Here is a 26,632-nt window from a genome sequence, read left to right on the forward strand (position 1 = left end):
TAGCACGGTAAGCTCCCAGCGTGCTGCACCGTGTTGTCTCGATCGGCTGTGCCTGCTTCGGGGGGATCCTGCTCGCCGCGCTCGGCGGACCCGGCTGCACGCAGGACCACGACCTCCTCGGCCGGGATCCGCCGAGCGCGGCGAGCACGTCCGGCGCCGGCGGCGGCCCGGGATCGGCCTCGAGCAGCGCGACCACCACGGGGACGGGCGGCGGCGGCGCCGTCGAGCCGCCGGGGCCGACCAGGCTCACCGTGGTGAACGGCGTCGCCGACCACGACGCGGTCCGCTTCTGCTTCCTCGCCTACCCCGACGGCACCGGCGCCGGCGTGGCGCCCTGGCCGAGCGAAGGCGCGGGCCTCGGCTTCGCTCGTTCCCGGGCGATCGAGCCGCTCGGCGCGGCGATCCCCGAGGGGGCGAGCGTGCGCGCGCACGTGATCGCCGGCGACCTCGGCGCGACGGAGGGGCTCGACTGCGCCGAGATCCTCGCGCTCGCCGCGGAGCCCGCCGCCCCGATCGTCGCCGCGGGGCTCCCCGTGGTGCCAGCGCCGGTGTTCGCCGAGGAGAAGAGCCTCCTCCTCGTCGCCACCGGCTGCCTCGGCGGCGAGGGACACACGCACGCCAGGGAGAAGCAGGGCTGCGGCGACGCCTACACGGCCGACACGCCGACCGCCGGCCTCGTGGCGGTCGCCATGTCGCGGCAGACGAGCTTCGGCAGGCTGAGCTTGCAGGTCGCCCATGCGAGCGCGGCGGCGCCGCCGGTCAACGTGCGGCTCGCGCCCGGCCGCGCGGACGTGAGCGCGGTGCCCGTCGCGCAGGACCTCTCGTACGGCGCGATCTCGCCGTTCCCTCCGTTCGTCGGCCTCTCGCGCGGCGACCTCGGCGCGCTCGAGGAGGTCGAGATCGAGACCTACGAGCCGCTCTCGGCGACGGTGACGTCCTCGGTGTCGATGCGCGAGATTCTGGCGAACAGCGATGTGCCGGCGGACGACGTCTCCGACGGTCAAGGGCTCGTGCTCGTGGCCATCGGGGCTGCTCCGGGGACGGAACGCGGCGGGTTCTGGCGCCCCCTGACCTACGCGCTGTTGTGGGCGGATCCCTGAGCCGTCCCGATCATCCTATCTCCGATATCCCGCGCTGACCGTCCCCCGCCGGGGGGCGGGCACACCTCGCCCGGTCGCTCTGCCGTGCCTACGGAGGTGCCGCGATTCCGCCTTGGGCATCAAGGCGACGTCGAGCGTGGTCTGCAATCCACGTTGCCCGCGTGGTGCGCTGCGTTGTCCGGCGCGCGCGGTGCGACCTCGGTTGCTTGTGTGCAATCGACTCGGGTGTGTCCGCCGTGCCCGACGAGCTTGCAGGGGACGTGGTCGTATTGAAGGATAAGGATTCTGCTCCCTCGGTCTCGGGCACCACTGTCTCCCCAGCAGGTCTCCTCCTCGCGGGCCCGCCGTGGCTCTGCCCGGCGCTTCATTCGAGGTTGTCACGCCGGGAAAATCGCGAGTCGCTCGACGAGCGGGAGCGCCCTGTACGGACGACATCACAGGAGAATGCGCGCCGTGACGTTCGGATGAATCTCCAGTATAACGCGAGTGCCTACATTCCGAGGGGGGAAGAGAACATGGCGACACAGGTATTTGTCGGCGCGAGCTCCACGGCGGATCCAAAGAAGGCTGCCTCGGAGGCCGTGGCTGCGGCGCTCCGCGAGTCGGCGCGCTTCGATCACGGGGGTTCGGCGGCGCGACCCGCGTTTGCGCTCGTCCTGTCGACGGATCAATACGACGCTGACGCGCTCGCCGCGGCCACGACGAGCGAGCTGCCCGGCGTCCCGTGGGCGGGGTGCTGTACGGCCGGGGTCTTCGCGGGCAGCCGCCTTCTCCGGCAGGGGCTCGTCGTGGGGCTCGTCGTCTCGGAGACCGTGCGCGTCGGCATCGGGGTCGCGCAGCCGGTGAGCCAGGACGGGCGGCGCGCCGGCGTGCTCGCCGCCTCGCGGGCGCTCGAGGGGTTCCCGCCGTCCGTTCCGGCGGGGTGGAGCCGCGCGCTCATCGTGCTGCCGGACGCGCTCACGGGCAACGCGGCCGACGTCGTGCGCGGCGCGGTCGAGGTCGGCGGCACGGGCGTCGTCTGGGCCGGCGGCGGCGCGGGCGACAACCTCCGCTTCGTGCGCACCGCGCAGTTCGCGGGCGGCCGCGCCTACTCGGACAGCGTGGTCGTGGTCGCGATCGACTCGCCGGCGCGCATGGCGACCGGCATCCGCCACGGCTTCCGCCCCTATGGCCCGCCGACGATGGTCACCCGCGCCGAGGGCACGGTCCTCGCGGAGCTCGAGTACGAGGGCGCCTTCTCGGTCTACCAGCGCACCGCCCGGGCGAAGGGCCACCAGGTCAACCTCGACGGCTTCGCCACCTTCGCCATGACCCACCCGCTCGGCATCCCGCAGGCCGACGGCGAGCACGTCATCCGCGACCCGCTGCGCGTGATCTCGCCCGGCGGGCTCTACTGCGTCGGCGAGGTCCCGGACGGGTGCCTCATCCGCGTCATGGAGGGCGACCCCATCGGCCTCGTCGGCGCCGCGCGCGAGGCCGCGATCACGGCCCGCGACGCGGTCTCCGGGCCGATCGCCGGCGCCTTCGTGTTCGACTGCATCTCGCGGTGCATGATGCTCGGCGACACGGTGCGCGACGAGCTGACCACCTTCGAGAGCGAGCTCGGCCAGAGCGTCCCGGTGATGGGCTGCTTGACGTTCGGGGAGGTGGGCACGCTGGGCCGGGGGGTGCCGCAGTTCCACAACAAAACCGCCGTCGTGCTCGCTCTGGGGGCCTGAGCCCCGGAGCGGCAGGAGCCCCGTCATGGCGAGCGGCGAAGATCACGAGATCCAGGAGGAGCGGCTGGCGCTGCTCAGCGTCCTCCAGGAGCTCACGGTCGCCGCGCTCGACCTCTTCGATCCCCGCCAGTCGATGGCGATCTTCCTGGAGCGGCTCGCCGAGCGGCTGAGCTGCATCGCGGTGCTCGTGCTCGTCGAGCCGACGCCCCTCGCCCCGCGGCTCCTCGACGCCGCGGGGCTCTCGGCGAGCTCGCGCGCGCTGCCCATCCCGCCGCGCTCGCCGGCCGCGGCCGGCGCGCCGCTGGGCGAGGGCGCGGGCCTCCGCTTGCCGTACCCGGAGCTCGCGCGGCCCGGGCTCGTCACGTGGCACTTCTCGCTGGAGGGGCAGGACGACAGCGGCGCCTCTGGCCTCATCCTGTGCTTCGAGGGCGAGCCCCCGTTCGCGCCGCGGTACCGGGGCATGATGCGCAGGCTCGCGTCGACCTTCCGCACGGCGCTCGTGCACCGCCTGCTCTACGCGCGCATGATCGAGAACGAGCGCGAGCGGGCGCGGCACCTCGCCGCCGCGGAGGCGGGGCGCGCGGCGGCGGAGGCGGCGCAGCGGCGCGCCGCGTTCCTCTCGGAGGCGAGCCGGCTGCTCTCCAGCTCGCTCAACTACGAGGCCACGCTGGTCCGCGTCGCGCGGCTGCCGGTCCCGTTCGTCGCGGACTGGTGCATGGTCGACATCATCGAGCGCGAGGCGATGCTCCGGCGCGCGGTCGTCGTCCACGCCGACCCCCAGAAGAGCGAGCTCGCGCGCCTCTTGCAGGGCCAGACGCCGATGGACTCGGTCCTCCCGGCCGGCGTCTCGCGCGTGTTGCAGACGGGCGAGGCGGTGCTCTGCGAGATGGCGGGCGCGCCCGCCCCCGATGGCGAGCGCGCCGCGTACGACGGCGAGCCGCCGGTGTCCGCCAGCGAGGCGCTCCTCCGGGAGCTCGGCCTCCAGCGCTACATCTCCGTGCCGCTCGTCACGCGCGGCACGATGCTCGGCGTGCTCACCATCGCCTCGGGCCGCGACGACCTGCCCTACGGCGTGGAGGACCGCGCGCTCGCGGAGGATCTCGGGCGGCGGGCCGCGCTGGCGATCGACAACGCGCGGCTCTACGAGAGCGCGCAGCGGGCGATCCGGGCGCGGGAGGAGCTCGTCGCGGTGGTGTCGCACGATCTCAAGAGCCCGCTCGCGACCATCGTCATGAACACGAGCCTCCTGCGCCGGAAGCTGCCGAGCTCGGACGAGGCGGCCGAGCTGCGTCGTCCGGTCGAGCGCATCCAGAAGTCGGCCGATCGCATGAACCGCCTCATCCGCGATCTGCTCGACCTGGCGAGGCTCGAAGGCGGCCACATCTCGGTCCAGCCGGTGCCGCACGACGTCGCCGTCCTCCTGGGCGACGCCCTGGAGCTCCTGCGCGAGGAGGCGGCGGAGAAGTCGCTGCGCCTGGAGCTCGGCGTCGAGCTCGGCGTCGAACGGGCGCTCTGCGATCGCGAGCGGATCCTGCAGGTGATCGCGAACCTCGTCGGCAACGCGATCAAGTTCACGCCCGCCGGCGGCGAGGTCGCGATCCGCGCCGAGCCGTGGGGCAGGGAGGTGCGCGTGTCGGTGCGCGACACCGGCCCGGGCATCCCGGAGGACCAGCGGGCGAGGATCTTCGAGCGTTACTGGCAGGCGAAGGAGACCGCGCACAAGGGCACGGGGCTCGGCCTCTCGATCGCGAAGGCGCTCGTCGAGGTGCACGGCGGGCGGATCTGGGTCGAGAGCAAGGTGGGCGAGGGGAGCACGTTCTTCTTCACGCTCCCGGCGGCGGAGGCCGCGGGCGCGACCACGGGAGTCGCGGCGGGCACGCGGCTCGGGGCCTGACAGCCGTCCTCGGGTTTCGCCGGACATCGATTTCATCCAACCACCGAGGCCGATCTGTCCATGATTTCGCGTCTTGGCGGGCCGATCCCTTCATCGCTATACCTACCGCGATGAAGGACGCCGGGAACGACAGGGGCGACGTGGCAGGGGCCCAGGCTCGCGCGGACGAGGACGAGCGGGGGCTCGTCAGGGCCGCATTGCAGCTCTTGGGCATCCGCAACCTGGTGCTCGCGATCCACGATCCGAGCTTTCCGTCGGACGACGACGAGGACACGGGGCGCGGGTCCCCGTACAGCGAGGGCGGGCGCCGATTCCTCCGGTTCGCGCGCGATCTCGGGTTCAACGGCATCCAGCTCGGGCCGCAGGGGGAGACCTCGGCCGACAACGCGTCCCCGTACGACGGCACCATCTTCTCGCGGAGCACGCTGTCGATCGCGCTCGCCCGGCTCGCGGAGGACGGCCCCTTCGGCGCGCTCCTGCGCCCCGAGTCGGTGCGGAGGATCGTGGCGGAGAGGCCGGCCGGCAGCGAGGGGCGCGCGCTGCACCGCTATGCCTACCGCGCGCAGCGCGCCGCGCTGCGCGAGGCGTACGCGTCGTTCGTCGACCGGCGGAGGCGCGGCGAGCTCGGCGCCCTCGCCGAGCGGCTCGACGCGTTCAGGAAGCGGAACGCGGCGTGGCTCGAGCGCGACGGGCTCTACGGCCCCCTCTGCGAGGAGCACCAGAGCGGCTGGTTTCACGGCTGGTCGGGCGAGCCAGCGGTGGATCGCCGCCTCTTTGCGCCCGGCCCTGGCGAGGTGGTCGCCTGCGAGGAGCGCAGGCGAGAGCTCCTCGATCGGTACCGCGACGAGCTCGAGCTCTACGCCTTCTGCCAGCTCCTCGCGCACGAGCAGCACGCGGCGCTCCGGGCGGTGACGGGCGAGCTCGGGCTCAAGCTCTATGGCGATCTGCAGATCGGCTATTCGCCTCAGGACGCCTGGGCGCATCAATCGGTCTTCCTGAAGGGCTATCTGATGGGGGCGCCGCCGAGCCGCACCAACCCGGAAGGTCAGGTGTGGAACTACCCTGTCCTGGATCCGGTGCAGTACGCGGACGGCTCCTCCGGCGCGCTCGCCCTCGTGCGCGCGCGGATGGAGAAGATGTTCGACGAGTTCGACGGGGTGCGCCTCGATCACCCGCACGGCCTCGTCTGCCCGTGGGTCTACGCCGCCGACGCCCCCGATCCGCTGCGCGCGGTCCAGGGCGGGGCGCGCCTCTTCTCGTCGCCCGACCTGCCGGACCACCCGCTGCTCGCCCGCTATGCGATCGTCTCCCCCGCCCAGCTGAACCGCGCCGTGCCCCGGTACGCGGACGACTGGGTCTCCGCGCTGACGCCGGAGCAGGTGGGGCGATACAGCGTGATCTTCGACACCATCGCGAGCTGCGCGGAGGCGCGCGGCCGCGCCACCACCGACATCGTGTGCGAGGTCCTGAGCACGCTCCCGTACCCGCTCAAGGCGGTCCTCGAGCGGCACGGGCTCGGGCGCTTCCTGGTCACGCAGAAGGCCGATCTCGACAACCCGAAGGACGTCTATCGCAGCGAGAACGCCGCGCCCTCCGACTGGATCATGGTGGGCACGCACGACACGCCGCCGCTCTGGCGGCTCCTCGACGCGTGGGCGCGCTCCTCCGCGCTCGAGCGGCAGGCCGCGTACCTCGCCGGCCGGCTCGCGCCCTCGCCGGCCGAGGAGGGCGCGATGGCGCGCGCGCTCGCGTCCGATCCGCGCGCGCTCGCGCAGGCCAAGTTCGCCGACCTCTTCGCGAGCCAGGCGTCGAACGTGATGGTCTTCTTCTCCGATCTGCTCGGGGTGAAGGACATCTACAATGCTCCCGGGACGATCGGCGATCACAACTGGTCGCTGCGGGTGCCCCGCGATTACGAGCGATCGTATTCGGAGATGCGCGCGCGCGGCGAGGCGCTCGACCTCCCGCGCGTGCTCGCGCTCGCGCTGCGCGCGCGGGGAGGCGCGGAGTCGCAGGAGCGCCGCGACCTCGCCGCGCGGCTAGAGCGCCGGTCCGGCGCGACGCGCGGCTAGAGCGCCGGTCCGGCCCGGCGCGCGGCCAGCGCTGACCGCCCGCGAGCGCGGCGAGGCGAGCCCGCGCCTCGCGCGGCGGCGTTCGCGCGAACGTCACCCGCCGTTTGCGTGCAAGTAACAGGCTGAGCGCATCCTCGGGCCTGGCTTTCCCCTCGGGGATGGAGCCGGCCTAGGTCGAATGAGCGCTCCCAGCGATCCCCAAGGTTGGCGCAAGTACCGCCCGATCGCCGAGATTGGCAGGGGCGGGATGGCCGACGTCTGCCTCGCGGTCGCCCGGGGGCCGGCCGGCTTCAACAAGCTGGTCGTCCTCAAGCGGGCGCGGGCCGAGCTGTGCGAGGACCCCGAGATCCTCGCCATGTTCCTCGACGAGGCGCGGCTCGCGGCCCGGCTCAATCACCCCAACGTCGTGCAGACGTACGAGGTGGGCGAGGACGGCGAGCGGCTCTTCATCGCCATGGAGTACCTCGACGGCCAGCCGCTCAGCCAGCTCCGCGTCCGCGTGGGGCTGGCCGATCTGTCGCTCCCCGTCCAGGTGCGGATCCTGACCGACGCGCTCGCCGGGCTCCATTACGCGCACGAGCTGCGCGATTTCGACGGCACGCCCATTCACGTGGTCCACCGCGACGCGAGCCCGCAAAACATCTTCGTCACCTACGACGGCGTCATCAAGGTGGTCGACTTCGGGATCGCGAAGGCGGCCGACTCGCTGTCCGAGACGCGCGCCGGCATGCTCAAGGGCAAGGTCGCCTACATGTCGCCGGAGCAATCGCGCGGCGAGCGCGTGGACCGGCGCTCCGACGTCTTCTCCGTCGGCGTGATCCTCTGGGAGGCGATCGCGCGGCGGCGCATGTGGAAGGGCTACAACGACCTCGCCATCCTCGGGCGGCTCGGCCTTGGCGAGCTCCCGGACCTGCGCGTGGCCGCGCCGGACGTCGATCCAGAGCTCGAGCGGATCTGCCACAAGGCGCTCGCGCACGCGCCCGGCGACCGCTACGCCACCGCGGCCGAGCTGCACGCGGAGCTCGAGCGCTGGCTGCGCGAGCATCACCACGGGATGAGCGCGCGCGAGGTCGGCGCGTTCGTGGCGAGCCGGTTCGCGGACGACCGCGCGCGGATCCAGCAGCTCGTCGAGGAGCAGCTGCGCGACGTGCGCTGGTCGGGCAGCTACGGGAAGGTCGCGCTCTCGGACCTGCCGAAGATCGGCGCCGGTCCGGTGTCGATGACGCCGACCTTGACGGCCCCCGCGGCGTTCAGCCCCTCGGACGCGATCTCGACGCCGCCCGCGGTGAGCTCGACCGAGACGGGGCAGACCCGGCGAACCGGGCAAACCGCGCGCGGCGAGCGCGCCGCGCGCTCGGGCCGGCGGCTCGCCGCGATCGCGATCGCCTTCCTCCTCGCCGCGGGCGTCGTGACGGCTGGCATCCTGCGTCCGCCGCCTCGCACGGCGCCGGCCGGGCCCCTCGAGGCGCTCACCGCTCCTCCCGCGGACGCGCCTCCTCCGCAGCCGGCCCCGCCGCACGAGGAGGTGCGCCTCGTGGTCCGCGTCTCTCCCGCGGAGGCACGGCTGTTCCTCGACGGAGCGCCGCTGTCGCGCGGCGATCACCAGGGCCAGCTCGTCAAGGACGGGCGCGAGCACGTCGTCCGCGCCGAGGCGCCGGGTTTCCTGCCGCAGGAGGAGACGATCGCGGCGAAGAGCGATCTCGTCGTGAAGCTCGCGCTGGAGCGCGATCCGGGCGCGCCTCGAGGAAAGCCGGCGCCGATCGCCCGGAGCACGCCGGCGATCGCGCCCGCCTCGACCCCCGCGCCGGCCGCGACGCCGCCGCCCGCCGCGCCGCGCGGCGGCGAGAAGCCGGGGCGCGGCATCGACCTGGAGAGCCCCTACGCCCCATGACGACCTCGCGCGCCCTCGCCCTCGCCGCCGCGGCGATCGTCTCCGGCCTTCCGGGCGGCGCGCTCGCCCGGCCCGCCGACGAGACCGCCGAGGCCGACGCGCGCTTCCGGCGCGGCGTCGAGCTCTACAAGGAGGCCGACTACGGCGCCGCGCTCATGGAGTTCCGCCGCGCCTACGCGCTCGCGCCCGCGTACCAGGTGCTCTACAACGTCGCGGGGGCGTGTTACCAGCTCAGGGACTACGCCTGCGCGCTGCGCGCCTTCGAGCGGTACCTGGCCGACGGCGGCGCGCAGATCGCGGCCGACCGGCGGGCCGCGGTCGAGCGGGACATCGCCGTGCTGCGGGGCCGCGTCGCGACCGTCGCGCTCTCGACCTCGGCGCCCGACGTGGAGATCGCCGTCGACGACGTCGCGGTGGGCAGGACCCCGCTCGCCGAGCCGGTGCTGCTGAGCGCCGGGCGGCGGCGCATCGTCGCCACGGCGGCGGGCCGCCCGGCCGTCACGCGGATCATCGACGTGGCCGGCGGCGATCACGTCGAGCTCCGGATCGAGATCCCCGACGCGCCGGCCCATCCGGCCGCGAGCGCCGGCCCCCGCGTCGCCGCGCCCCCGCCGCCGGGGCGGCGCAGTGCCCTGGCCGACCGCGCTCCTCGCCGGGAGCGGGCCGCGCCCGTCCTGCCCTGGATCGCGACCGGCGCCCTCGCCGCGGGCGCGGCGGTCACCGGGGTCCTCGCGCTCGGCGCGTCGAGCGATCTCGACGCCGAGCTCGGCGCCTTCCCGGGCGACCCCCGCGCGATCGAGCGCGCGCGCACCCGGACCGCGACGCTCGCGCTCACCGCCGATCTGCTCGCGGGCGCCGCGGTGGTCGTCGGCGGGGTCGCGCTCTACCTCACCGTCGCCGGCGGCCCGGAGCGCCCCGGCGGAGCCCGCGCCGCGTCGCCCTCGATCCGGGCCGCGGTCGCTCCGTCGTCCCTCCGGCTCCTCGGCGCCTTCTAGGGCCGCGCGCGCCATGCAACGGCAGCCCTCCAGCGCGCGAAAGCGGAGCCTCACGCAGCCGCCTTCGCGCGCGCTCCGCGCCCGCCTCTGCGCGGCGCTCTCGCTCTCGCTCTCGCTCGCGCTCGCCGCGCTCGCCTCGTGCTCGGTGCTCGTCGAGCGGCGGGATCGGCAGTGCGCGACGGACGCCGACTGCGCGCGGTTCCCCGGCGCCCGCTGCGACCCGGGCGGGCGCGTCTGCGTGCCCGCGGACGGCGCCCCGCCGGCCGGGTGCGACGGCGACGACGGCTGTTACAGCTGCGCGCCGACGACGAACGAGCAGCTCCTCAACGCGTGCACCGACGCGGCGTGCCGGCCGTTCGACGAGGCGAGGCTCACGAACCTCCGCGACGGCGGGCTCCCCCCGCTGCCGGAGCGAGGCGCGGGCGGGGGTCGCTGACCCACCCCGCGGACGCGAATCGACGATGATGCGCGACGGGATGTTCCGGTCTTGCCCGATCCTCTTGCCTGCTGCGGCGCTGTTCGGCGCCGCCTTGGCCGTCGCGTCGCCCTCGGCGGCGCAGCAGGCCGTGCCGTGCTCCTCGCTGCCCTTCCCGGTCTACGTCACCGGATCGAGCGCGGTGAAGCCGTTCCTCGCCGAGCTCGCGAAGGTGCTCAGCGCGTCGACGCCCCCCATCTCGATCGTCTATCAGGGGCAGGGCTCGTGCTCCGGGGTCGCCGCCTTCTTCGGGGGCGCGCCGCTCACGGGCGCCGGCCTGAGCACCTGGGACGCGGACACCGAGCGCCTCTGCGACGCCGATCCGGACGGGAGCCCGATCGACGTCGCGGTCTCCGACGTGTTCGCGACGACCTGCGACGCCGCCTTCACGACCTCGAGCACGATCAGCGACTTCACCGGCCCCATCCAGCCGATGACCTTCGTCGTCCCCAACGCGTCGACGCAGGCGTCGATCAGCGCCGAGGCCGCGTACTTCGTGTACGGCTTCGGCCAGGGCTCCGGCGTCGCGCCCTGGGTCGACGAGCGGTTCATCTTCCAGCGCAACGCCGGCTCCGGCACGCAGCAGATGATGGCGGCGGCGATCCGCGTCCCGGCGTCGCGCTGGCTGGGGGCGCCCACGGCGTCGAGCGACGACATGAGGAGCAGCGTCGCGTTCTCGACGGACGCGGAGCGCACGATCGGCGTCCTCGGCGCCAACGTGGCGAGCGAGAGCGCCTCGCTGCTCAAGGTGCTCGCTTACCAGCACTACGACCAGCGCTGCGGCTATTACCCCGACTCCGATCCTCTGAAGCGCGACAAGCGCAATGTCAGAGACGGCCATTACGCGATCTGGGGGCCTCTCCACTTCCTCACCCGCGTGAGCATCAACACCGGAGCTCCGTTGAGCGACGGCGCGGCGCTGGTGATCGACTATCTCACCGGCAGGAAGCAGCCGCCCGCGGGGCTCGATCTCATCAAGCTCGAGGCGCAGCACGACGTCGTCCCCGAGTGCGCCATGCGGGTGCGGCGCACGGAGGAGATGGGGCCGCTCGCGTCGTTCATGCCGACGCGCTCGTGCTGGTGTTACTTCGACGCCGTCGCCGGCGGCGACGCCGACTGCGCGCCTTGCGACAGCGACGCGGACTGCCCGTCCGACGCGCCGAAGTGCAACTTCGGCTACTGCGAGCCGCAGTGATCCGGGCGCCCCGCGCCGGCGGCCGCGCGACGCCGCGCTGGCGGCGACCCGCGGCGCCCCGCCGGCGCCGCGTCGCGCGCGCTCCGGCGGGGCCGCGCGACGCAGGGCGTCGCAGGGTCGCGGCGGTCAAAAAGCTTGCATCCAGGGCGCTCGGGCTGCATTGATCCGAGCGAGCGCCGCGGTCATGGGGCCTCGCCCGTGCGGTGCGGCGGCACAGTGCGACAAGGTGGTTCAGCGCCCGCGCGTCGAGAACGAGATGGGAGACACCAGGTGAGCACGACCAAAGCCTCTCTTGGCACCCTGTTCCTCATGCTCTCCCTGGCCACGCCCGCGCTGGCGCAGGAGCCGCCGGCGTCGCGGCAGCCCGTCACGGACAAGACGAAGGAGCGTTGGGCGAAGAGCCAGGGAGGCCGGTTCGGGTTCGAGGTCGACGTCCTCAGCTCATCGTACCAGGAGCAGGTCGTCGACGTGCTCCCGGGCCCGGACGAGGTCAGGCTCGAGGAGTCCGATCGGCTCGGCATCGCCATCACCGCCGCCGCGCAGTACAAGATCGTCGCGGGGCTCCACCTCGACGCGGAGATACCGTTCGTCTACGGCGACGTCTCGGGCCGCCAGGACACGGACCTGTTCGGCAAGCGATTCTGGAGCGAAGGCGAGCACAGCCATTTCTTCTTCGGCAACCCGACGTTCGGCCTGCATTACGCTGGCAACGCGCTGCCGAACCTCGCGCTGTTCGGCGGCATGAGCCTGACGATCCCGCTCCATCCGCACCCGGGCTCGCGCCTCGAGGTCGCGGCGGTGGCGAATTTCCCCGCGCGGGCCTACTTCGACGCGCAGCGCGTGCTGCTCGGACACTGGGCCCTCCGGGCGCGCGTGGGGACCGAGATCCACTTCGGGAAGATCCTGTTCCTCACCCACGACGTCGCGACTCAGTTCTTCCTGCCGACCCGTGAAGGGGATTTCACGAAGACCGTCATCGAGCAGGGCAACGAGATCGCGTTTCGCCCGTTCGGCAACTTCGGCATAGGCATGCGCCTCCAGGCCGCGTTCCCCCTCTCCTCGAGCAACTCCGCCCAGCTGGCGGCGGAGCCGTTCATCGACTGGGAGCCGCTCGTGAAGGGCTCCTTCGCCCGGGTCGGCGCGCTGGTCGCGCTGGACGACGATCTCGGCTTCGGCCTGAACCAGGGGAAGGTCGCCACCATCCGCGTCGCCCTCGGCAGCAAATGGTAGGGGGCGGGCGCGGCGGCGGCGAGCTACGCTGAGCGCCGCACGATGACCACGAGCTCAATCTCCGACACGTGGGCCGGCTGCCCGCGGCCGAACCCCGGCGCCCGGCTTCGCCTCTTCTGCTTCCCCTACGCGGGCGGCGGCTCATCGGTATACAGCGCCTGGTGGCGCGAGCTCCCCGCGCACACCGAGCTCTGCGCGATCAAGCTCCCCGGCCGGGAGGCGCGCCTGAGCGAGCCGCCCTTCGATCGCCTCACCCCGCTCGTCCAGGCCCTCGCCACCGGGATCGAGCGCTGGCTCGAGAGGCCGTTCGCCTTCTACGGCCACAGCCTCGGCGCGCTGGTGAGCTTCGAGCTCGCGCGCGAGCTGCGCCGGAGGGGCGCCCCCCTGCCGCGCCACCTCTTCCTGTCGGGCAGGCGCGCGCCCCACCTGCCCGGCCCGGCGCCGCTCCACGGCCTGTCCGATCCCGAGTTTCTGGAGCAGATCCGCCGCATGGGCGGCACGCCCGACGAGGTGCTGCGCGAGCCGGAGCTCCTGGCGCTCTTCCTGCCCACCCTCCGCGCGGACGTGGCGGTCAACGAGGTCGAGCCGTTCGTCCCCGAGCGCCCGCTCGACTGCCCGATCTCCGCCTTCGGCGGCGTCGACGACGAGCGCGCGAGCCGCGCCGACCTGGAAGCCTGGCGCGAGCACACGAGCGGGGCCTTCCGGGTCGAGATGTTCCCCGGCGGGCACTTCTTCCTGCGGAGCGCCCGGGCGCCGCTCCTGCGGTCGATCTCGGCCCTCCTCGACGGCGTGGAGCGCTCGCTGCCCGCGTGAGGCGGCCGGCGCTGGGTGGGTGTTGAGCCCGGGGCCGGAGCCATGCAAAGAAGGGGGACCCGCAGCCTCCCGCCCCCGGAGACCCGAACGATGACCGAATTCCAGTACCAGGACATGCTGCCCATCGGCCATGACGAGACGCCGTACCGCCTCGTCAGCCGCGACCATGTCTCCACCTTCGAGGCCGCCGGCTCGACCTTCCTCAAGGTCGAGCCGGAGGGGCTCACCCTGCTCGCGCGCGAGGCCATGCGCGACATCGCCCACCTCCTCCGGCCCGGCCACCTCGCGCAGCTCGCGCGCATCCTCGACGATCCCGAGGCCTCGTCGAACGATCGCTTCGTCGCGCTCGAGCTCCTCAAGAACGCGAGCATCGCCGCGGGGGGCGTGCTCCCGTCGTGCCAGGACACCGGCACGGCGATCGTCATGGGCAAGAAGGGCCAGCTCGTCTTCACGGGCGGCGGCGACGAGGCGGCCATCGCGCGCGGCGTCTTCGAGACCTACCGCGCGCAGAACCTCCGCTACTCGCAGCTCGCGCCGCTCGACATGTACAAGGAGGTCAACACGAACGACAACCTCCCTGCGCAGATCGAGATCTTCGCGACGGACGGCGACGCTTACAAATTCCTGTTCATGGCGAAGGGCGGCGGCTCCGCGAACAAGAGCTATCTCTACCAGGAGACCAAGGCGCTCTTGAACCCCGAGAGCCTGCTCTCCTTCGTCGAGGCCAAGATCCGCGCGCTCGGCACGGCGGCGTGCCCGCCGTACCACCTCGCCATCGTCGTCGGCGGCACCTCGGCCGAGCACACGCTCAAGGTCGCGAAGCTCGCCTCGGCGCGCTACCTCGACACGCTCCCGGCCGAGGGCAACGCGCGCGGCCGCGGCTTCCGCGACCGCGATCTCGAGCAGAAGGTCCTCGAGATCGCGCAGCGGACCGGGATCGGCGCCCAGTTCGGGGGCAAGTACTTCTGCCATGACGTGCGGGTCATCCGCCTGCCGCGGCACGGCGCCTCGTGCCCGGTGGGCATCGCGGTCTCGTGCTCCGCGGACCGGCAGGCGCTCGGCAAGATCACGCGCGAGGGCATCTTCCTCGAGCAGCTCGAGGCCGATCCCGCGAAGTACCTGCCCGACACCACGGACGCGGATCTCGAGGGCGAGGTCGTGAAGATCGACCTCCGCCGCCCCATGCGCGAGATCCGCGCCGAGCTCGCGAAGTACCCGATCCGGACGCGGCTCTCGCTGACCGGGCCGATGATCGTCGCGCGCGACATCGCGCACGCGAAGATCAAGGAGCGCCTCGATCGCGGCGAGGGCATGCCGAGCTACATGCAGGAGTTCATGGTCTACTACGCGGGGCCCGCGAAGACGCCGGCGGGCTATGCCTCCGGCTCGTTCGGGCCCACCACCGCCGGCCGGATGGACGCGTACGTCGACCTCTTCCAGGCGCACGGCGGCAGCTACGTCATGCTCGCCAAGGGCAACCGCTCGCCCGCGGTCACCGCGGCGTGCAAGAAGCACGGCGGCTTCTACCTCGGCTCGATCGGCGGTCCGGCCGCGCGCCTCGCCAAGGACTGCATCAAGAAGGTCGAGGTGCTCGAGTACCCCGAGCTCGGCATGGAGGCGGTCTGGAAGATCGAGGTCGAAGATTTCCCCGCCTTCATCGTGGTGGACGACAAGGGCAACGATTTCTTCGCCGACATCAATAAGCCCGCCGGCCGGAAGCTCGACGTCGCGGGCTGAGCTCCGGCGCCCGGGGATCGCGGCTGGGCAGCTCCCCGCGACCTCCAGCGCGGCGCGGCCGCCGATCGGCCGCCCCACGCTGCGCGCGCCAGACCTTCCAGGACGTGCGGACGTTCCGCGCCGGCGGACCTGAAATAACGAGTTCGACTGGCGATCTTGTCCGCCGGACCGATCGTGGAAAACCCCTGTTTCATCCGTTCGTGACAAGGCCCTTGACCCGCGCTTGGCCGGGAGCGAACGAGGCAAAAGGTCACACTCGGGGCGTCTTTGCCCCTGCTCAGCCCGCTCTCTGCCCCACGATCATCTCTGGATCTGCGCTTCGCAGGGGCACGGTCCGTGCTTTGACCCTGTGCGGAAGGAGCTGAGCATGACAGTTCGACCTGATCGCACGGTGTCCCATGGCCATGCCGGGAACGGGCACCACCGCTTCGAGGATCGTCACGGTGGTCCGGACGGGGCTCGCCATCACCTGGAGGAAGAGCGCCTGGAGCGGCTGGTGCGCGCCGCGCAGGAGGTCTCGGACCAGGCCGAGCGCGGAGAGCGCGACGGGCGCCGGGATGCTGGCCAGGCTGGCCAGCATCGACAGGCCGCCGCTGGCGGCGCCGAGGCGCGGCCGGCTCCGAGGACCGCGAGCATCGCCGATATCGAGCGCGCGGACGACGAGGGGATGCCCCCCGTGGAGGTGACGTGATGGCAGCGCGCGCGATGAGCCTCGACGGGGTCGTCGATCGATTCCGCTTCGTGCCGACCGCGCTCCGCCGGCTGGAGCGCGCGCCCCTCGCGGCGGCGCTCGACGCGGAGATCCGGCACGTCGACACGTGGAGCGCCGGGCGCCTCGCCTATTACGTGGACACGCGCGCAACGGGGCGCCCCGTGGTGCTGCTGCACGGCGTCGACGCGGCCGCCTCGTCCAAGGAGATGGCTCCCCTGTTCGATGCGCTCCGCGGAGAGCGGCCGGTCTACGCGCTCGATCTCCCGGGCTTCGGCCTCTCGGAGCGCGCGGACCGCGCCTACGATCGCGAGCTCTATCGCGCCGCGGTGCGCCGCTTCCTCACGGACGTGGTCCGCGAGCCTGGCGGCGCCGACGTCATCGCGCTCTCCCTCTCGTCGGAGTTCGTCGCCGCCGTCGCCTGCGAGGAGATGAGCCTCGTGCACAGCCTCGTGCTCGTCTCGCCGACGGGGCTCGGCCGCGAGGCGCCCGGCGCGAGCGCCGTCCTCCGGACGATCGCGCACGTCCCTCCGGTCGCCGGGGCGCTTTATCGCATGCTGGCATCGCCGCCGAGCATTCGCTGGTTCCTGAAGAAGAGCTTCGTCGGCGCCCCGGATCCGGGCCTCGTCGACTACGCCGTCCGCACGTCGAAGGAGCCTGGCGCCCACCGCGCGCCCCTCGCGTTCATCTCGGGCGCCCTGTTCACGGAGGACGCGTTCGAGCGCCTGTATGCGCGCCTCCCCGTCCCCACCCTGATCGTCCACGATCAAGACCCGTATTCGCGCTTCGAGCGCCTCGGCGACCTCCAGCAGCGGAACGCGCGCGTCGAGGTCGCCCGCGTCGCGCCCACGCGGGGCCTCCCCCACTTCGAGCAGCTCGACGCCACGCTCGACGTCGTGCGCAGGTTTTGGGCGCAGGACCCCTGGTAAAGCCCTCCCACGAACGACCGGGACAGCGCGGAGGCGACTCCGCGCTGGGCGGATGTTGTGCGCTCGCTCAGCGCGTGGGCGTCGGCGAGCGACGAGACTGCCGGTGTCCCAGGCGATCGAGCGAGAGCACGTAGGCTGGATTACGGAGATGCGCTCTCCGGGCTCGCCGGCGCCCCGCCGGCGGCAGCCGATCGGGCCGAGGAGCGACCAGGCCCCTTGCGTTCCGGGTCGTGATGCTGCTGTTGTACAACGAAGCCGTTGCCGAGCGGCGGGCGAGATGACATAGCCGCACTGTGTGCACGCCCACACATGAGCCGCTCACATTCGATCCACTTCGTTAGGACCCTGACATCCGCTGCCTCGACCGGGTCTGCCCGCGGCCGCGATGGAGCGCTGCGCAAGAATGCCACGGTGTGGCGGCGAACGATGGAGCGGCGCGCCACGCGTCCGGGAGGTGTTCCGGGAGGTGCGCGGAGTGTTTCCAAACATAAAAGTCTTTGCAAACTCGGGGTCAACGGGGTAATTAAGCTCTTATAGCGGGGGATGTCGTGAATGCAGGCGGCCAAACCATCTCGACGAACAAGCAAGCGGGCAATAGCTTGCTTGGTCGATACCGCCTGGTTGCAAAATTAGGCCGTGGGGGAATGGCGGATGTGTTCCTCGCCGTTTCCCGCGGGCCCGGGTCGTTCAACAAGCTCGTTGTTGTGAAGTGTCTCCGCGTCGGGATGGCGGAGGACCCGCGCTACGTCCTGATGTTCCTGGACGAGGCCAAGCTCTCGGCCCGGCTCAACCACCCGAACGTCGTCCAGACCTACGAGATCGGGGGCGAGAGCGGCGGGTACTTCATCGTGATGGAGTACCTCGAGGGGCAGCCGCTCAAGGACATCGTGAGGGCGGTGGTCAGCGGCTGTCCCGGCGCCGCGAGCTTCTCGCGCGCGGTGTGGGTCAGGATCATCGCCGAGGCGCTGCGCGGGCTGCACTACGCGCATGAGCTCACGGATTTCGACGGCCGCCTGCTCGGCGTCGTGCACCGCGACGTCTCGCCGCACAACATCTTCATCACGTACGACGGCGCGGTAAAGATCGTCGATTTCGGCGTCGCGAAGGCGTCCCTGAACGCTGCGCACACCGAGAGTGGGACGTTCAAGGGCAAGATGGCGTACGCCGCGCCCGAGCAGGCGATGGCGAGCTCCGACGTCGACCGGCGGGCCGACATCTTCGCGATCGGCATCGTGCTCTGGGAGCTCCTGGCGATGCGGCGGCTCTTCGATGGCGACCATGTCGCCGTGATGCACCAGCTGCTCACGCGGGAGATCCCTCGGCTCTCCGCCGTCGTTCCGGACATCGATCCGGCGCTCGACGAGATCGTGGCCCGGGCGCTCCAGCGGGACCCGGCGCAACGGTTCTCCACCGCGCAGGAGATGGGCGACGCGCTGGAGAGCCACCTGCGGGCCTCGGGCGAGGACGTCCGCACCGAGCAGCTCGGCGCGCACGTGCTCCAGATGTTCGCGGAGAGCAGGGCGCTCGTGCGCCAGCAGGTCACCGCGCAGTTCGAGTACCTGACCTCGCTGGACGTCGCGGGCGACATCCAGCGCGCCTCGATGGTCGGCGAGTTCCCGCGCGCGTCGATGGTCATGGGGATGAACCGCTCCATGTGGCCCTCCGCGACCGCGGCGTCGCTGCCCGTGCTCACCGATCACAGCAGCCCCGCGAACCACCAGTACGAGCCTGCGGCCGTCGACCCCGACAGCCTGGGCGCGACGGTGGGGCGCGTCTCGTCGTGGCGGCAGCGCGGGTATCTCGCCTCCGCGCTCGGCGTGGCGGCGTTGCTGGCCGTGGGGGCCGTCGCGATGCTCCGCGGGAGACCGGCGGAGCCGGTGGATCCTGTCGTGTCGACGCAGCCTCCTCCCGATTCCCCGGTCGAGCAGGTGGTCGAGCCCAACGTGGCGAAGGCCAAGGTCACGATCCGGAGCGAGCCCGCGGACGCGAACGTGAGCTGGAACGGCAGCATGCTCGGCACGACGCCGCTCAGCATCGAGCTCCCTCGGGGGATGCAGGTCGTCGTGGTGTCCAGGTCCGGCTGGTTCGACGAGTCGATCTTCCTGCAGCTCTCCGCGTCCGACGTCGTCGAGCGCACCGTGACCCTCCGCCGTCAAGAGGTCACGGGGATGCCTCCGAAGTAGAGACTCCGAGCCTCGGCTCGCTTGGTGTCCTTGGCGTCGTGGCGCTCCTCGTATCCGGGTCGCCGCCCCCGGCGCGGCCGAGTCGCACGCTGGCGCGCCCGACGGGCGCCGCGAGCGGCCCGGGCCCGGAGAGGGCGCGCCTGCCGGGAAGCGGCGCGCCCCTCGACGGGCCCGGACAGAAGAGCTCCACAGAAGAGCTCCGCGGAGGGGTTACTCCAGCTCGATGAGGCCGCAGCCGATGCGGCCGCCGGCGTTCGGATCTGCCGCGGCGTGGACGACGATCGAGTACTTCGTCACGTCGGTGGCCGGGTCGCCGCCGACGGTCCAGACGTCGGTGCCGCGCTTGACCGTGTGCGTGCCCTGGCCAGCGTCATCGCACGTGAAGCTGCCGAGTCCTTCGCCGTTCGGAATCCAGTGGGCGCCCGCGGCGTTACCGTTGTCCTCACAGCTCTTGTTCTCGTGGATGTGCGCGGAGTGCTCGCCGGCGGGGCAGCCGGACACCGTGATGGTGAGCGTCACGTCCTCTCCGGACTGCGCGAACGTCGCAGTCCCGCTCAGGCCGCTCGAGTTGAGCTCCACGAGCTCCGCCTCGGCCTGCAGGGACCCACCGCCGCTCCCGCCGTCGCCGCCGCTCCCGCCGTCGCCGCCGCTCCCGCCGTCGCCGCCGCTCCCGCCGTCGCCGCCGCTCCCGCCGTCACCGCCGTTCCCGCCGTCGCCGCCGCCGTTCCCGCCGTCGCCGCCCGAGCCGGTCGTGGCCGACGTGCTCGCGCCGCTCGACGTGCTGCTGGACCCAGCGGGCGATTCTCCGTCGTCTCCACACGCGGCCAAGAGAGCGCTGGCACCAAAGGCAAGCAACGAGAGCTTCAACCACCGTGACATAAGTCTCCTTTCCTCGGCGCGACCCGAGCGGGCACACCATTGCCCCCGGATTCGGCCAAGCCATCGAGGGCACGAGTATGTCCCAACATGGCGAACGTCCAAGCAGCTACGCCACAAAAATCATGCAATGATCGCCTTTGGCCAAGAAATTGCGCTGATAATAGAAAGGTGTGGCCCTGCTCGCCGGCTGCAGCGCTTCGACCGCGTGATGGGCTATCGGGCCCGGAGCGCTCGAGTTGCGGACGCTGCGGTGGCAGCGAGGCGATCGTACTCTCGGCCGAGCCAGTCGAGAAAATCCTGATTCCACGTAGGGCCGTCTGGCCAGCCCTTAAGGACGAGCGCGGCGAGCTCTAGATCCCAGCGGCCGTAGAGGTCCACGAGCGCGTCCTGGGCCCTGCGCCCGGCCCGCGCTTCAGGGTCGCCGCGACCCTCGCCCCCGTGCGCGAAGGCGTCGTCGCAGACGTAGTAATTGCATGTCGCGGCCCGCCGGTCGGGAGGGATGGTGCACCCCTCGGGGCCGTGGAACGCGCACCGCTTCGGCAGCGCGTGGCCGTCGCCGCCCTGGGGCTCGACGCGCAGGATGAGCAGGCCGCGGCGACCGGGGCGCAGCTTGCCCGCGGTCATCTGATCGAGCAGCCAGCCTGCGCCGCCGAGCGACACGATCCGCCCGATGTCCGACCACTCGACCCCCGGCGGGCTGGCGCAGCAGCCGGTCGGCCCCTGCGGGCAGGCGCCGCACAGCGTCGCGTGCACCCGCGTATGCGCGCCTGCGAGCTCCAGCCGGATCATCGCCCCACCAGCGCTCGAGGATAACGGCATCGCCCGCGTCGTCCAGCGCGCCGGCGGGCTCAGCGGAGGGGGTGGCTCACCACACGCCGCGGAGCGAGATGCCGCTGGCCGACGCGGTGACCTCGGCGCGCGGGCTCGGCGACGACTCGGTGAAGAGCGCAATCCCGAGCGTGCCGGCCGCCAGCACGCCGCCGGTGATGAAGCTGGCGGCGCCGAACTCGCGCGCCGTGAACATGGTGTCCTCGTACCTGGCGGCCCGCTTGCACTCCGGCGCGATGAGGCGAAGGCAGTTGTTGCCGCCGGCGCTGCGCGCGGTCTCGTTCCGGCTCATCTCCGCCTCGTGCGCCACGATCATCAGCCCGCCGCCGAGCGCCAGGAAGAGCGTCGAGGCCGCGGCGCCCCCGAGGATGAGGCCGGTCCGCAGCCTGGAGGCGGGCGGCGCGCTCGCGAGCGCGGGGGCCCGCGTCGCCGTGGGCCTGAGCGCCGGAGCCGGCACATCGAGCCGGACGTCGCGGAGCTCCCCGCGGCGGACATCGACGTCGACCCGGACGGCGGCGCCGTTCAGCGTCGCCACCACGGCGTGGCGCCCCGGGGTGACGGGGATCGGCTTGTCGCGCTCGATCGTGACCTGCTCGCCGTCGACGGTGCAGGTCGCCCCGGCGGGGATGGCGATGCGGAGCTCGCCGACGAGCTGGCGCGCGCGCGCCAGGTCGAAGAGCCGCGACTCGTACAGCTCGCGCTCCTCCGGCGTGCGCGGCGGCCGCATGATCTCCTTGCACAGCGACAACCAGCGCACGGCCGCGGGCGCGTCGCCGATCCGGTAGGCGAGCGCCCCGATATTGCAGGCGGCGACCTGGGAGCGCTCCATCGTCCAGATCGCCTCCCAGATCTCCCGGGACTCGGCGAAACGCCCCTCCGCCTGGGCGGCGTTCGCCTGCGCACGCAAGCGGGTCACCGCGTCGCTGGCGGAATTTGCGGGCTCGGCGCGCACATTGAATGAGAAAATCAGAAGCGTGGCGGCAATGCGTAGTCCCAGACCGAGTTGCGAACTCCTGCTCACTGGTAGGACCTCCTGGCCCGAGGTTCAGGCCAACCGCGCTCCTGGTGCTGTCCGTCAGCCGCGCAGGCCGCCAGCCTAGCAGAGATGCCCGCCGTGCGACTCGACTCTTCGCCTGCCGAGCAAGCCAGTCGTCCCACGCCAAAGCACCTTCTCCTCGGGAGAGCCGACGCGCGCCGCCGGACAGGCCATCGCGGTCGCGGTGGGCGCGGCCCGCGCGGGCAACGAGCTGCAGCCCGCGCGCGAGCCGGGTCTCCGCGCGCGCCGTGCATCGGGCGCGCCCGGAGGGTGGCCGGATGTGAACATGAAGGCGGGAAGGCGGGAAGAAAAGATCAATGATCTTCCGGCCTTCCCGCCTTCATGTGAATCACTCCGGGGCAAATTGGGCCACCATCCGCGCCCGGCTGGGCGGCGCCCGATGCGGCCTGATCGGCTGGAGGGGAAGGGAAGGGGAGAGGAGACGCGCCGGGAGATGATTACGTCCCGGGCGTAATCAGGCGCTCCAGCCCGCGCAGCGGGATGTCCAGCCAGTCGGGCCGGTTGTTGAGCTCGTAGCCGACCTCGTAGATGCACTTCTCGAGCTGGTAGAAGTCGAGCAGGAGCACCGTATCCGCGTCGCTCGCGGGCACGTACGGCGCCGTCTCGTCCGCCCGCGGCTCGGCGCTCGCCTGAGCGCGCGCGATCGTCTCCAGGTATCCCGCGAGGTAGCTCGCGGAGATCCACGCCACCCAGGCGTCGGTCCACGGCTTGAGGACGGCGACGTCCTCGGGCCGGAGACGAGCGTCCCGGAGCGCCGACGCGCCGGCGTAGTCGAACGAGCGCACCATCCCGCCCACGTCCCGGAGCGGGCCGCGCTTGTAGCGGCGCTCGCTCAGCGGCCTCGCCGGCTCCCCCTCGAAATCGATCAAGATGAAGTCGTCGCCCGTCGAGAGCACCTGGCCGAGGTGGAAGTCGCCGTGCGTCCGGATGCGGGCGACGTCGAACTTCCTCGACACGATCTGCTGGAGCTTGGCGTTGATCTCGGCCTCGCGCTGCAGCATCGCCGACACCTGCTCGCGCACGTTCTCGGGGAGCGAGCGCTCGCGCTTCCGGAGCAGCGCGAAGGTGCGCGAGAGCATGCCGTGCGCCGACTGGAAGATCGACTGCTGGTGCAGCGTCGTGAACGGCTGCTGCCCGAACGCGGGGTCCTTGCTCTCCCCGCCGAGCGTGAGGTGGAGCTGCGCGGTGCGCTCGCCGAGCAGCCGCATCCTCACGAGCTCGGTGCCCATGAGCTGGTTCACGACCGGAGGCGGCGCCGCGCGCGACGCGTCGACGAGCGTGCCGGTCGGCATCGGCGGCACGCTCCCCTTCACCGACCCCTCGTCGGTGAGCACCCGCTCGAAGAAGCGGTTCAGCGACTCGAGCGTGCTCGTCCACGCGTCGCTCTGGCTCTGCACGTACTCCTGGAGCATCGCCACCGTGGTCGGCTCGCGGCCGCGGCCCTTGTACTCGATCGCCCCGGCGAGCCGCGGCGTCGCGGGGAACTGGTGGTCGGTCAGGAACCTGCCGATCTCGAGCTCCGGGTTGATGCCCTCCTCGACCTGCCGGAAGATCTTGAGGAGCAGCTTGTCGCCGTAAATGATCGTGGTGTTGCTCTGCTCGCTCTCGGCGACGCGCGCCGGGAGCTCTCCCTCCACGCCGAGCGCCTCGAGCGTCGCGCCGAACGGCAGCGCCTGGAGCTCGCCCGCGGCGCCGGTCGCGACGCCCTGCGCGCGGATCGCGGCGAGGACGAGCGCGGCGAACTCCGGGGTCGTCAGCGCGTCGTACAGGACGCCCTCCGGCGCCGCCGCGGCGTCCGGCTCCGGATCGCGCACCGTGACGTCGGCGATCACCGCGTGGCGCGTCCGCGTGGCGAGCGTCCGCGCGTAATCGCCCGTGGCGAAGCCGATCGGCACGACGTACGTCTCCGGCGAGCCGTCCGTGTACTCGATGCGCACGAGCAGGAGGTAGTGCTCCGCCACCGTCTGCTCGCTGCGCAGGATCGGGATGACGTCCGCGAGCGTCGTCGCGCGCCGGGTGCGCGCCTTGCCGCGGAACCAGCGCCGCGCCGCGATGAACTTCCCGAGCGCCGGCTCGAGCGCCCTGCGCCCCTCGGGCGAGAGGAGCGCCCGCCACGAGCCCTTCGTCGAGATCGCGGGCACCGCCTGGGCCTCGCCCACGGACGCCGTCGGCGTCGCCGGCTCCAGCGCGAACCAGAAGAAGTCGTGCGGCCCGAGCGACAGCGGGTAGGAGCGGCTCGTGATCTCCGGGAAGCGGCTCCTGCCGAACAGCTCGACGGGCACCATGCCCTCGAAGCGCGCGAGGTCGAGCTCGACGTGCTGCGCGTACCGCGACAGGTTCGCCACGATGAGCAGCCGCTCGTCCCCGTACGCGCGGATGAACGCGAGCACCTTGCTGTTGTCCGGGTGCAGGAACTCGATCGTGCCGCGGCCAAGCACCTTGTTCTGCTTGCGCAGGGTGATGAGCCGCTTCATCCACCAGAGGAGCGAGGCGGGGTTCTGCTGCTGCGCCTCGACGTTGATCGCCTCGTAGTGGTACTCGGGGTCGATGATGATCGGCAGGTAGAGCTTCTGCGGGTTCGCCCGGGAGAAGCCGGCGTTCCGGTCGGCGCTCCACTGCATCGGCGTGCGCACGCCGTCGCGGTCGCCGAGATAGATGTTGTCGCCCATCCCGATCTCGTCGCCGTAATAGAGGACGGGCGTCCCCGGCAGCGAGAAGAGCAGCGCGTTCATCAGCTCGATCCGGCGCCGCGTCTTCATCAGCGGGGCGAGCCGCCGCCGGATGCCCAGGTTGATCCGCGCGGTGTGCTCCTGCGCGTAGACGCGGTACATGTAGTCCCGGTCCTCGTCGGTCACCATCTCGAGCGTGAGCTCGTCGTGGTTCCGGAGGAACGTCGCCCACTGGCAGGTCTCGTGGACCACGGGCGTCTGCTTCAGGATGTTGACGATCGGGAAGCTGTCCTCGAGCTCCACCGCCATGAACATCCTGGGCATGAGCGGGAAGTGGAAGTTCATGTGGCACTCGTCGCCGTTGCCGAAGTACGCCGCGGCGTCGGCGGGCCACTGGTTGGCCTCGGCGAGGAGCATGCGATCGGAGAAGTTCGCGTCGATGTGCCGCCGGAGCTTCCGCAAGAACTCGTGCGTCTCCGGCAGGTTCTCGCAGTTCGTGCCGTCGCGCTCGTAGAGGTACGGCACGGCGTCGAGCCGCAGCCCGTCGACGCCCATCTCGAGCCAGAAGTCGACCACCTTGAAGACGGCGGCGTGCACCTCCGGGTTCTCGAAGTTGAGGTCGGGCTGGTGGGAGTAGAAGCGGTGCCAGTAATAGGCGTTGGCCACCGGATCCCACGCCCAGTTCGACGTCTCGAAGTCCTTGAAGATGATCCGGGCGTCCTTGTAGCGGTGGGGCGTGTCGCTCCAGACGTAGAAGTCGCGCCAGCGCGAGCCCTTCGGCGAGGTCCGCGCCCGCTGGAACCACTCATGCTCGTTCGAGGTGTGGTTCAGGACGAGCTCGGTGATGACGCGGATGTCGCGGCGGTGCGCCTCGCGCAGGAGGCGGGCGAACTCGCGCCGCGTCCCGTAAGACGGGTTGATGTTCGCGTAGTCCGCGATGTCGTATCCGCCGTCGCGCAGCGGCGACGGGTAAAACGGCAGGAGCCAGATCGCAGTGACGCCGAGATCCTGGAGGTAGTCGAGCTTGTCGACGAGCCCCTCGAAGTCACCGATGCCGTCGGCGTTCGAGTCGCTGAACGCCCGGACATGGAGCTCGTAAATGATCGCGTCCTTGTACCAGAGGGCGCTGCCTTCGGCGGGAGGGGGCTTTTGATCCTGGCTCATGGCTGCTCCGACGGATGCGCGTTATCCGCGCGACGACGCCGGGCGCTCAGGACACAGCGGGACGGCCCCCCGCGGCGTGAGCACGCCGCCTGGGCCGGAGGAGGCCAGGAGGCAAGGCACGCTGGGGAGGTCCACCACTGGGCGCGCACTGCCGTCCCACGCAGGTGACGCGAATCACGTGTATAGTTTAACTACTTGGAATTGCAAGACCGCGCAGGCCAACCTCGGATAGCACGCCGTGCGCTGGGCGCAAAGCGGCGCGGCGGCGGCGGGCGCCGTCCGTCGCCTTCCGTTGCCGCCGCGCTGTCGAGGCCGCTGCGTCGCGCGCTCGGCCCACACGTCGAACCGCAGCCGGTGTAAGAAGCCCCGGCACCTCGTTCAGTGATCGGGCGAGCTCATGCCCATCGAAGGAGCATTCTCATGATGCGTGTCTTCCACGTACTCCCGCTCTCCCTGGCCGCGCTCGGAGCGCTCGCGTGCTCGTCGACGCCTGAGCCGACGATCGACCCGAGCAACCCGTGCCCGCCGGGCCAGTGGTGCGCGTCGGCCGTGCCGACGACCGCGACCACGGTGCCCACGACGACGGCCACGGCCGCGCCCGCGGGCACGGCCGCCACGCCGATCCCGCCGGTCGCCGCGGTGGCCGCGACGCCCGTCCTGCAGGGGATGGGCACGACGGAGGCGCCGGGCATGAAGGCGGACGGCGGGCCGTTCGCGGGGCAGTTCCAGGAGGGCCAGACGCTCGAGCAGGACATCACCATCTCGGCCGGCAAGTGCTACACGGTCGTCGGCATCGGCATCGGCGTCCAGGAGCTCGATATCCAGCTCGTGTCGCAGCCGGCGCCCGGGCTGCCGCCCGTCGTCCTCGCGCAGGACAGCACGACCGGCGCCGCGGCGACGCTCGGCGGCAAGGCCTCCGGCTGCTGGAAGAACCCGCTGCCGGTCGGCGGCCCGGGCAAGGTGATCCTCAAGGCGACGAAGGGCACCGGGCTCGCGGCCGCGCAGGTCTTCTCCAAGTAACGCCGCCGGAGCGCGCGGCGGGGGGCGCCGCGCTCCTCTTCTATTCCCCCCGTCTGCGTGCTCCCCTAGAGCTG

At 71.9% G+C, this 26,632-nt stretch carries 19 protein-coding genes; 15 read left to right on the top strand and 4 right to left on the bottom strand.

From position 1 onward, the window contains the following. Nucleotides 1-20: 20 nt before the first annotated feature. The 14 genes from WMF33_RS02735 (at nucleotide 21) to WMF33_RS02800 (ending at nucleotide 18,941) form a co-directional block, all read left to right on the top strand. Nucleotides 21-1,100: a hypothetical protein gene (locus WMF33_RS02735; protein ID WP_437335686.1), complete on the top strand. Its 1,080-nt coding sequence runs from the start codon at nucleotides 21-23 to the stop codon at nucleotides 1,098-1,100. 515 nt (nucleotides 1,101-1,615) lie between these two features. Then, nucleotides 1,616-2,818: an FIST signal transduction protein gene (locus WMF33_RS02740; protein ID WP_437335687.1), complete on the top strand. Its 1,203-nt coding sequence runs from the start codon at nucleotides 1,616-1,618 to the stop codon at nucleotides 2,816-2,818. Nucleotides 2,819-2,843: 25 nt separating this feature from the next. Then, nucleotides 2,844-4,712 carry a GAF domain-containing sensor histidine kinase gene (locus WMF33_RS02745; protein WP_437335688.1) on the top strand — a complete coding sequence of 623 codons (1,869 nt, stop codon included), beginning with the start codon at nucleotides 2,844-2,846 and terminating at the stop codon, nucleotides 4,710-4,712. Nucleotides 4,713-4,822: 110 nt separating this feature from the next. After that, nucleotides 4,823-6,784: a 4-alpha-glucanotransferase gene (locus tag WMF33_RS02750; RefSeq protein ID WP_437335689.1), complete on the top strand. Its 1,962-nt coding sequence runs from the start codon at nucleotides 4,823-4,825 to the stop codon at nucleotides 6,782-6,784. Between the two features lie 178 nt (nucleotides 6,785-6,962). Beyond that, on the top strand, nucleotides 6,963-8,675 hold the full coding sequence (locus WMF33_RS02755; protein ID WP_437335690.1) for a serine/threonine protein kinase: 1,713 nt from the start codon (nucleotides 6,963-6,965) through the stop codon (nucleotides 8,673-8,675). Continuing rightward, complete coding sequence (locus tag WMF33_RS02760) at nucleotides 8,672-9,670, top strand: hypothetical protein (RefSeq protein ID WP_437335691.1); 999 nt, start codon at nucleotides 8,672-8,674, stop codon at nucleotides 9,668-9,670. Before WMF33_RS02755 ends, WMF33_RS02760 begins: the two co-directional genes overlap by 4 nt. 13 nt (nucleotides 9,671-9,683) lie before the next feature. Continuing rightward, a complete protein-coding gene (locus WMF33_RS02765) occupies nucleotides 9,684-10,106 on the top strand; it encodes a hypothetical protein (protein ID WP_437335692.1) in 423 nt (140 codons plus the stop codon). Between the two features lie 40 nt (nucleotides 10,107-10,146). After that, nucleotides 10,147-11,340, top strand: a complete 1,194-nt coding sequence (locus WMF33_RS02770; protein ID WP_437335693.1) for a hypothetical protein — start codon at nucleotides 10,147-10,149, stop codon at nucleotides 11,338-11,340. A gap of 270 nt (nucleotides 11,341-11,610) precedes the next feature. Continuing rightward, the gene (locus WMF33_RS02775) at nucleotides 11,611-12,570 is read left to right on the top strand and encodes a hypothetical protein (RefSeq protein ID WP_437335694.1); all 960 of its coding nucleotides are present in this window, start codon (nucleotides 11,611-11,613) and stop codon (nucleotides 12,568-12,570) included. 42 nt (nucleotides 12,571-12,612) lie between these two features. Then, nucleotides 12,613-13,383 (top strand): thioesterase II family protein, encoded by a 771-nt coding sequence (locus WMF33_RS02780; RefSeq protein ID WP_437335695.1) that lies wholly within the window; start codon nucleotides 12,613-12,615, stop codon nucleotides 13,381-13,383. A gap of 90 nt (nucleotides 13,384-13,473) precedes the next feature. Beyond that, nucleotides 13,474-15,120, top strand: a complete 1,647-nt coding sequence (locus WMF33_RS02785) for a fumarate hydratase (RefSeq protein ID WP_437335696.1) — start codon at nucleotides 13,474-13,476, stop codon at nucleotides 15,118-15,120. 367 nt (nucleotides 15,121-15,487) lie between these two features. Beyond that, complete coding sequence (locus tag WMF33_RS02790) at nucleotides 15,488-15,811, top strand: hypothetical protein (RefSeq protein WP_437335697.1); 324 nt, start codon at nucleotides 15,488-15,490, stop codon at nucleotides 15,809-15,811. After that, nucleotides 15,811-16,758 (top strand): alpha/beta fold hydrolase, encoded by a 948-nt coding sequence (locus tag WMF33_RS02795; protein ID WP_437335698.1) that lies wholly within the window; start codon nucleotides 15,811-15,813, stop codon nucleotides 16,756-16,758. The genes WMF33_RS02790 and WMF33_RS02795 overlap by 1 nt, the downstream gene beginning before the upstream one ends. Nucleotides 16,759-17,306: 548 nt before the next feature. Then, nucleotides 17,307-18,941, top strand: coding sequence for a serine/threonine protein kinase (locus WMF33_RS02800; RefSeq protein WP_437335699.1), 1,635 nt, complete (start codon nucleotides 17,307-17,309; stop codon nucleotides 18,939-18,941). Nucleotides 18,942-19,151: 210 nt separating this feature from the next. Here the strand turns inward: WMF33_RS02800 and WMF33_RS02805 are convergent, their stop codons facing one another. The 4 genes from WMF33_RS02805 to treS form a co-directional block, all read right to left on the bottom strand. Continuing rightward, complete coding sequence (locus WMF33_RS02805) at nucleotides 19,152-19,820, bottom strand: superoxide dismutase family protein (protein WP_437335700.1); 669 nt, start codon at nucleotides 19,818-19,820, stop codon at nucleotides 19,152-19,154. A gap of 213 nt (nucleotides 19,821-20,033) precedes the next feature. Continuing rightward, entirely contained in the window at nucleotides 20,034-20,609 is a 576-nt protein-coding gene (locus WMF33_RS02810) for a hypothetical protein (RefSeq protein ID WP_437335701.1), read from the bottom strand. A gap of 76 nt (nucleotides 20,610-20,685) precedes the next feature. Further along, on the bottom strand, nucleotides 20,686-21,564 hold the full coding sequence (locus WMF33_RS02815) for a hypothetical protein (RefSeq protein WP_437335702.1): 879 nt from the start codon (nucleotides 21,562-21,564) through the stop codon (nucleotides 20,686-20,688). Between the two features lie 578 nt (nucleotides 21,565-22,142). Next, nucleotides 22,143-25,538, bottom strand: a complete 3,396-nt coding sequence (gene treS / locus WMF33_RS02820; protein WP_437335703.1) for a maltose alpha-D-glucosyltransferase — start codon at nucleotides 25,536-25,538, stop codon at nucleotides 22,143-22,145. Nucleotides 25,539-25,958: 420 nt separating this feature from the next. On the opposite strand from treS, the gene WMF33_RS02825 reads away from it, so the two are divergent. Further along, the gene (locus WMF33_RS02825) at nucleotides 25,959-26,558 is read left to right on the top strand and encodes a hypothetical protein (RefSeq protein WP_061629390.1); all 600 of its coding nucleotides are present in this window, start codon (nucleotides 25,959-25,961) and stop codon (nucleotides 26,556-26,558) included. Nucleotides 26,559-26,632: the final 74 nt, after the last annotated feature.

Origin of the sequence: Sorangium sp. So ce394, from assembly GCF_051474665.1 — a bacterium.
Taxonomy (GTDB): Bacteria; Myxococcota_A; Polyangia; order Polyangiales; family Polyangiaceae; genus Sorangium; species Sorangium cellulosum_D.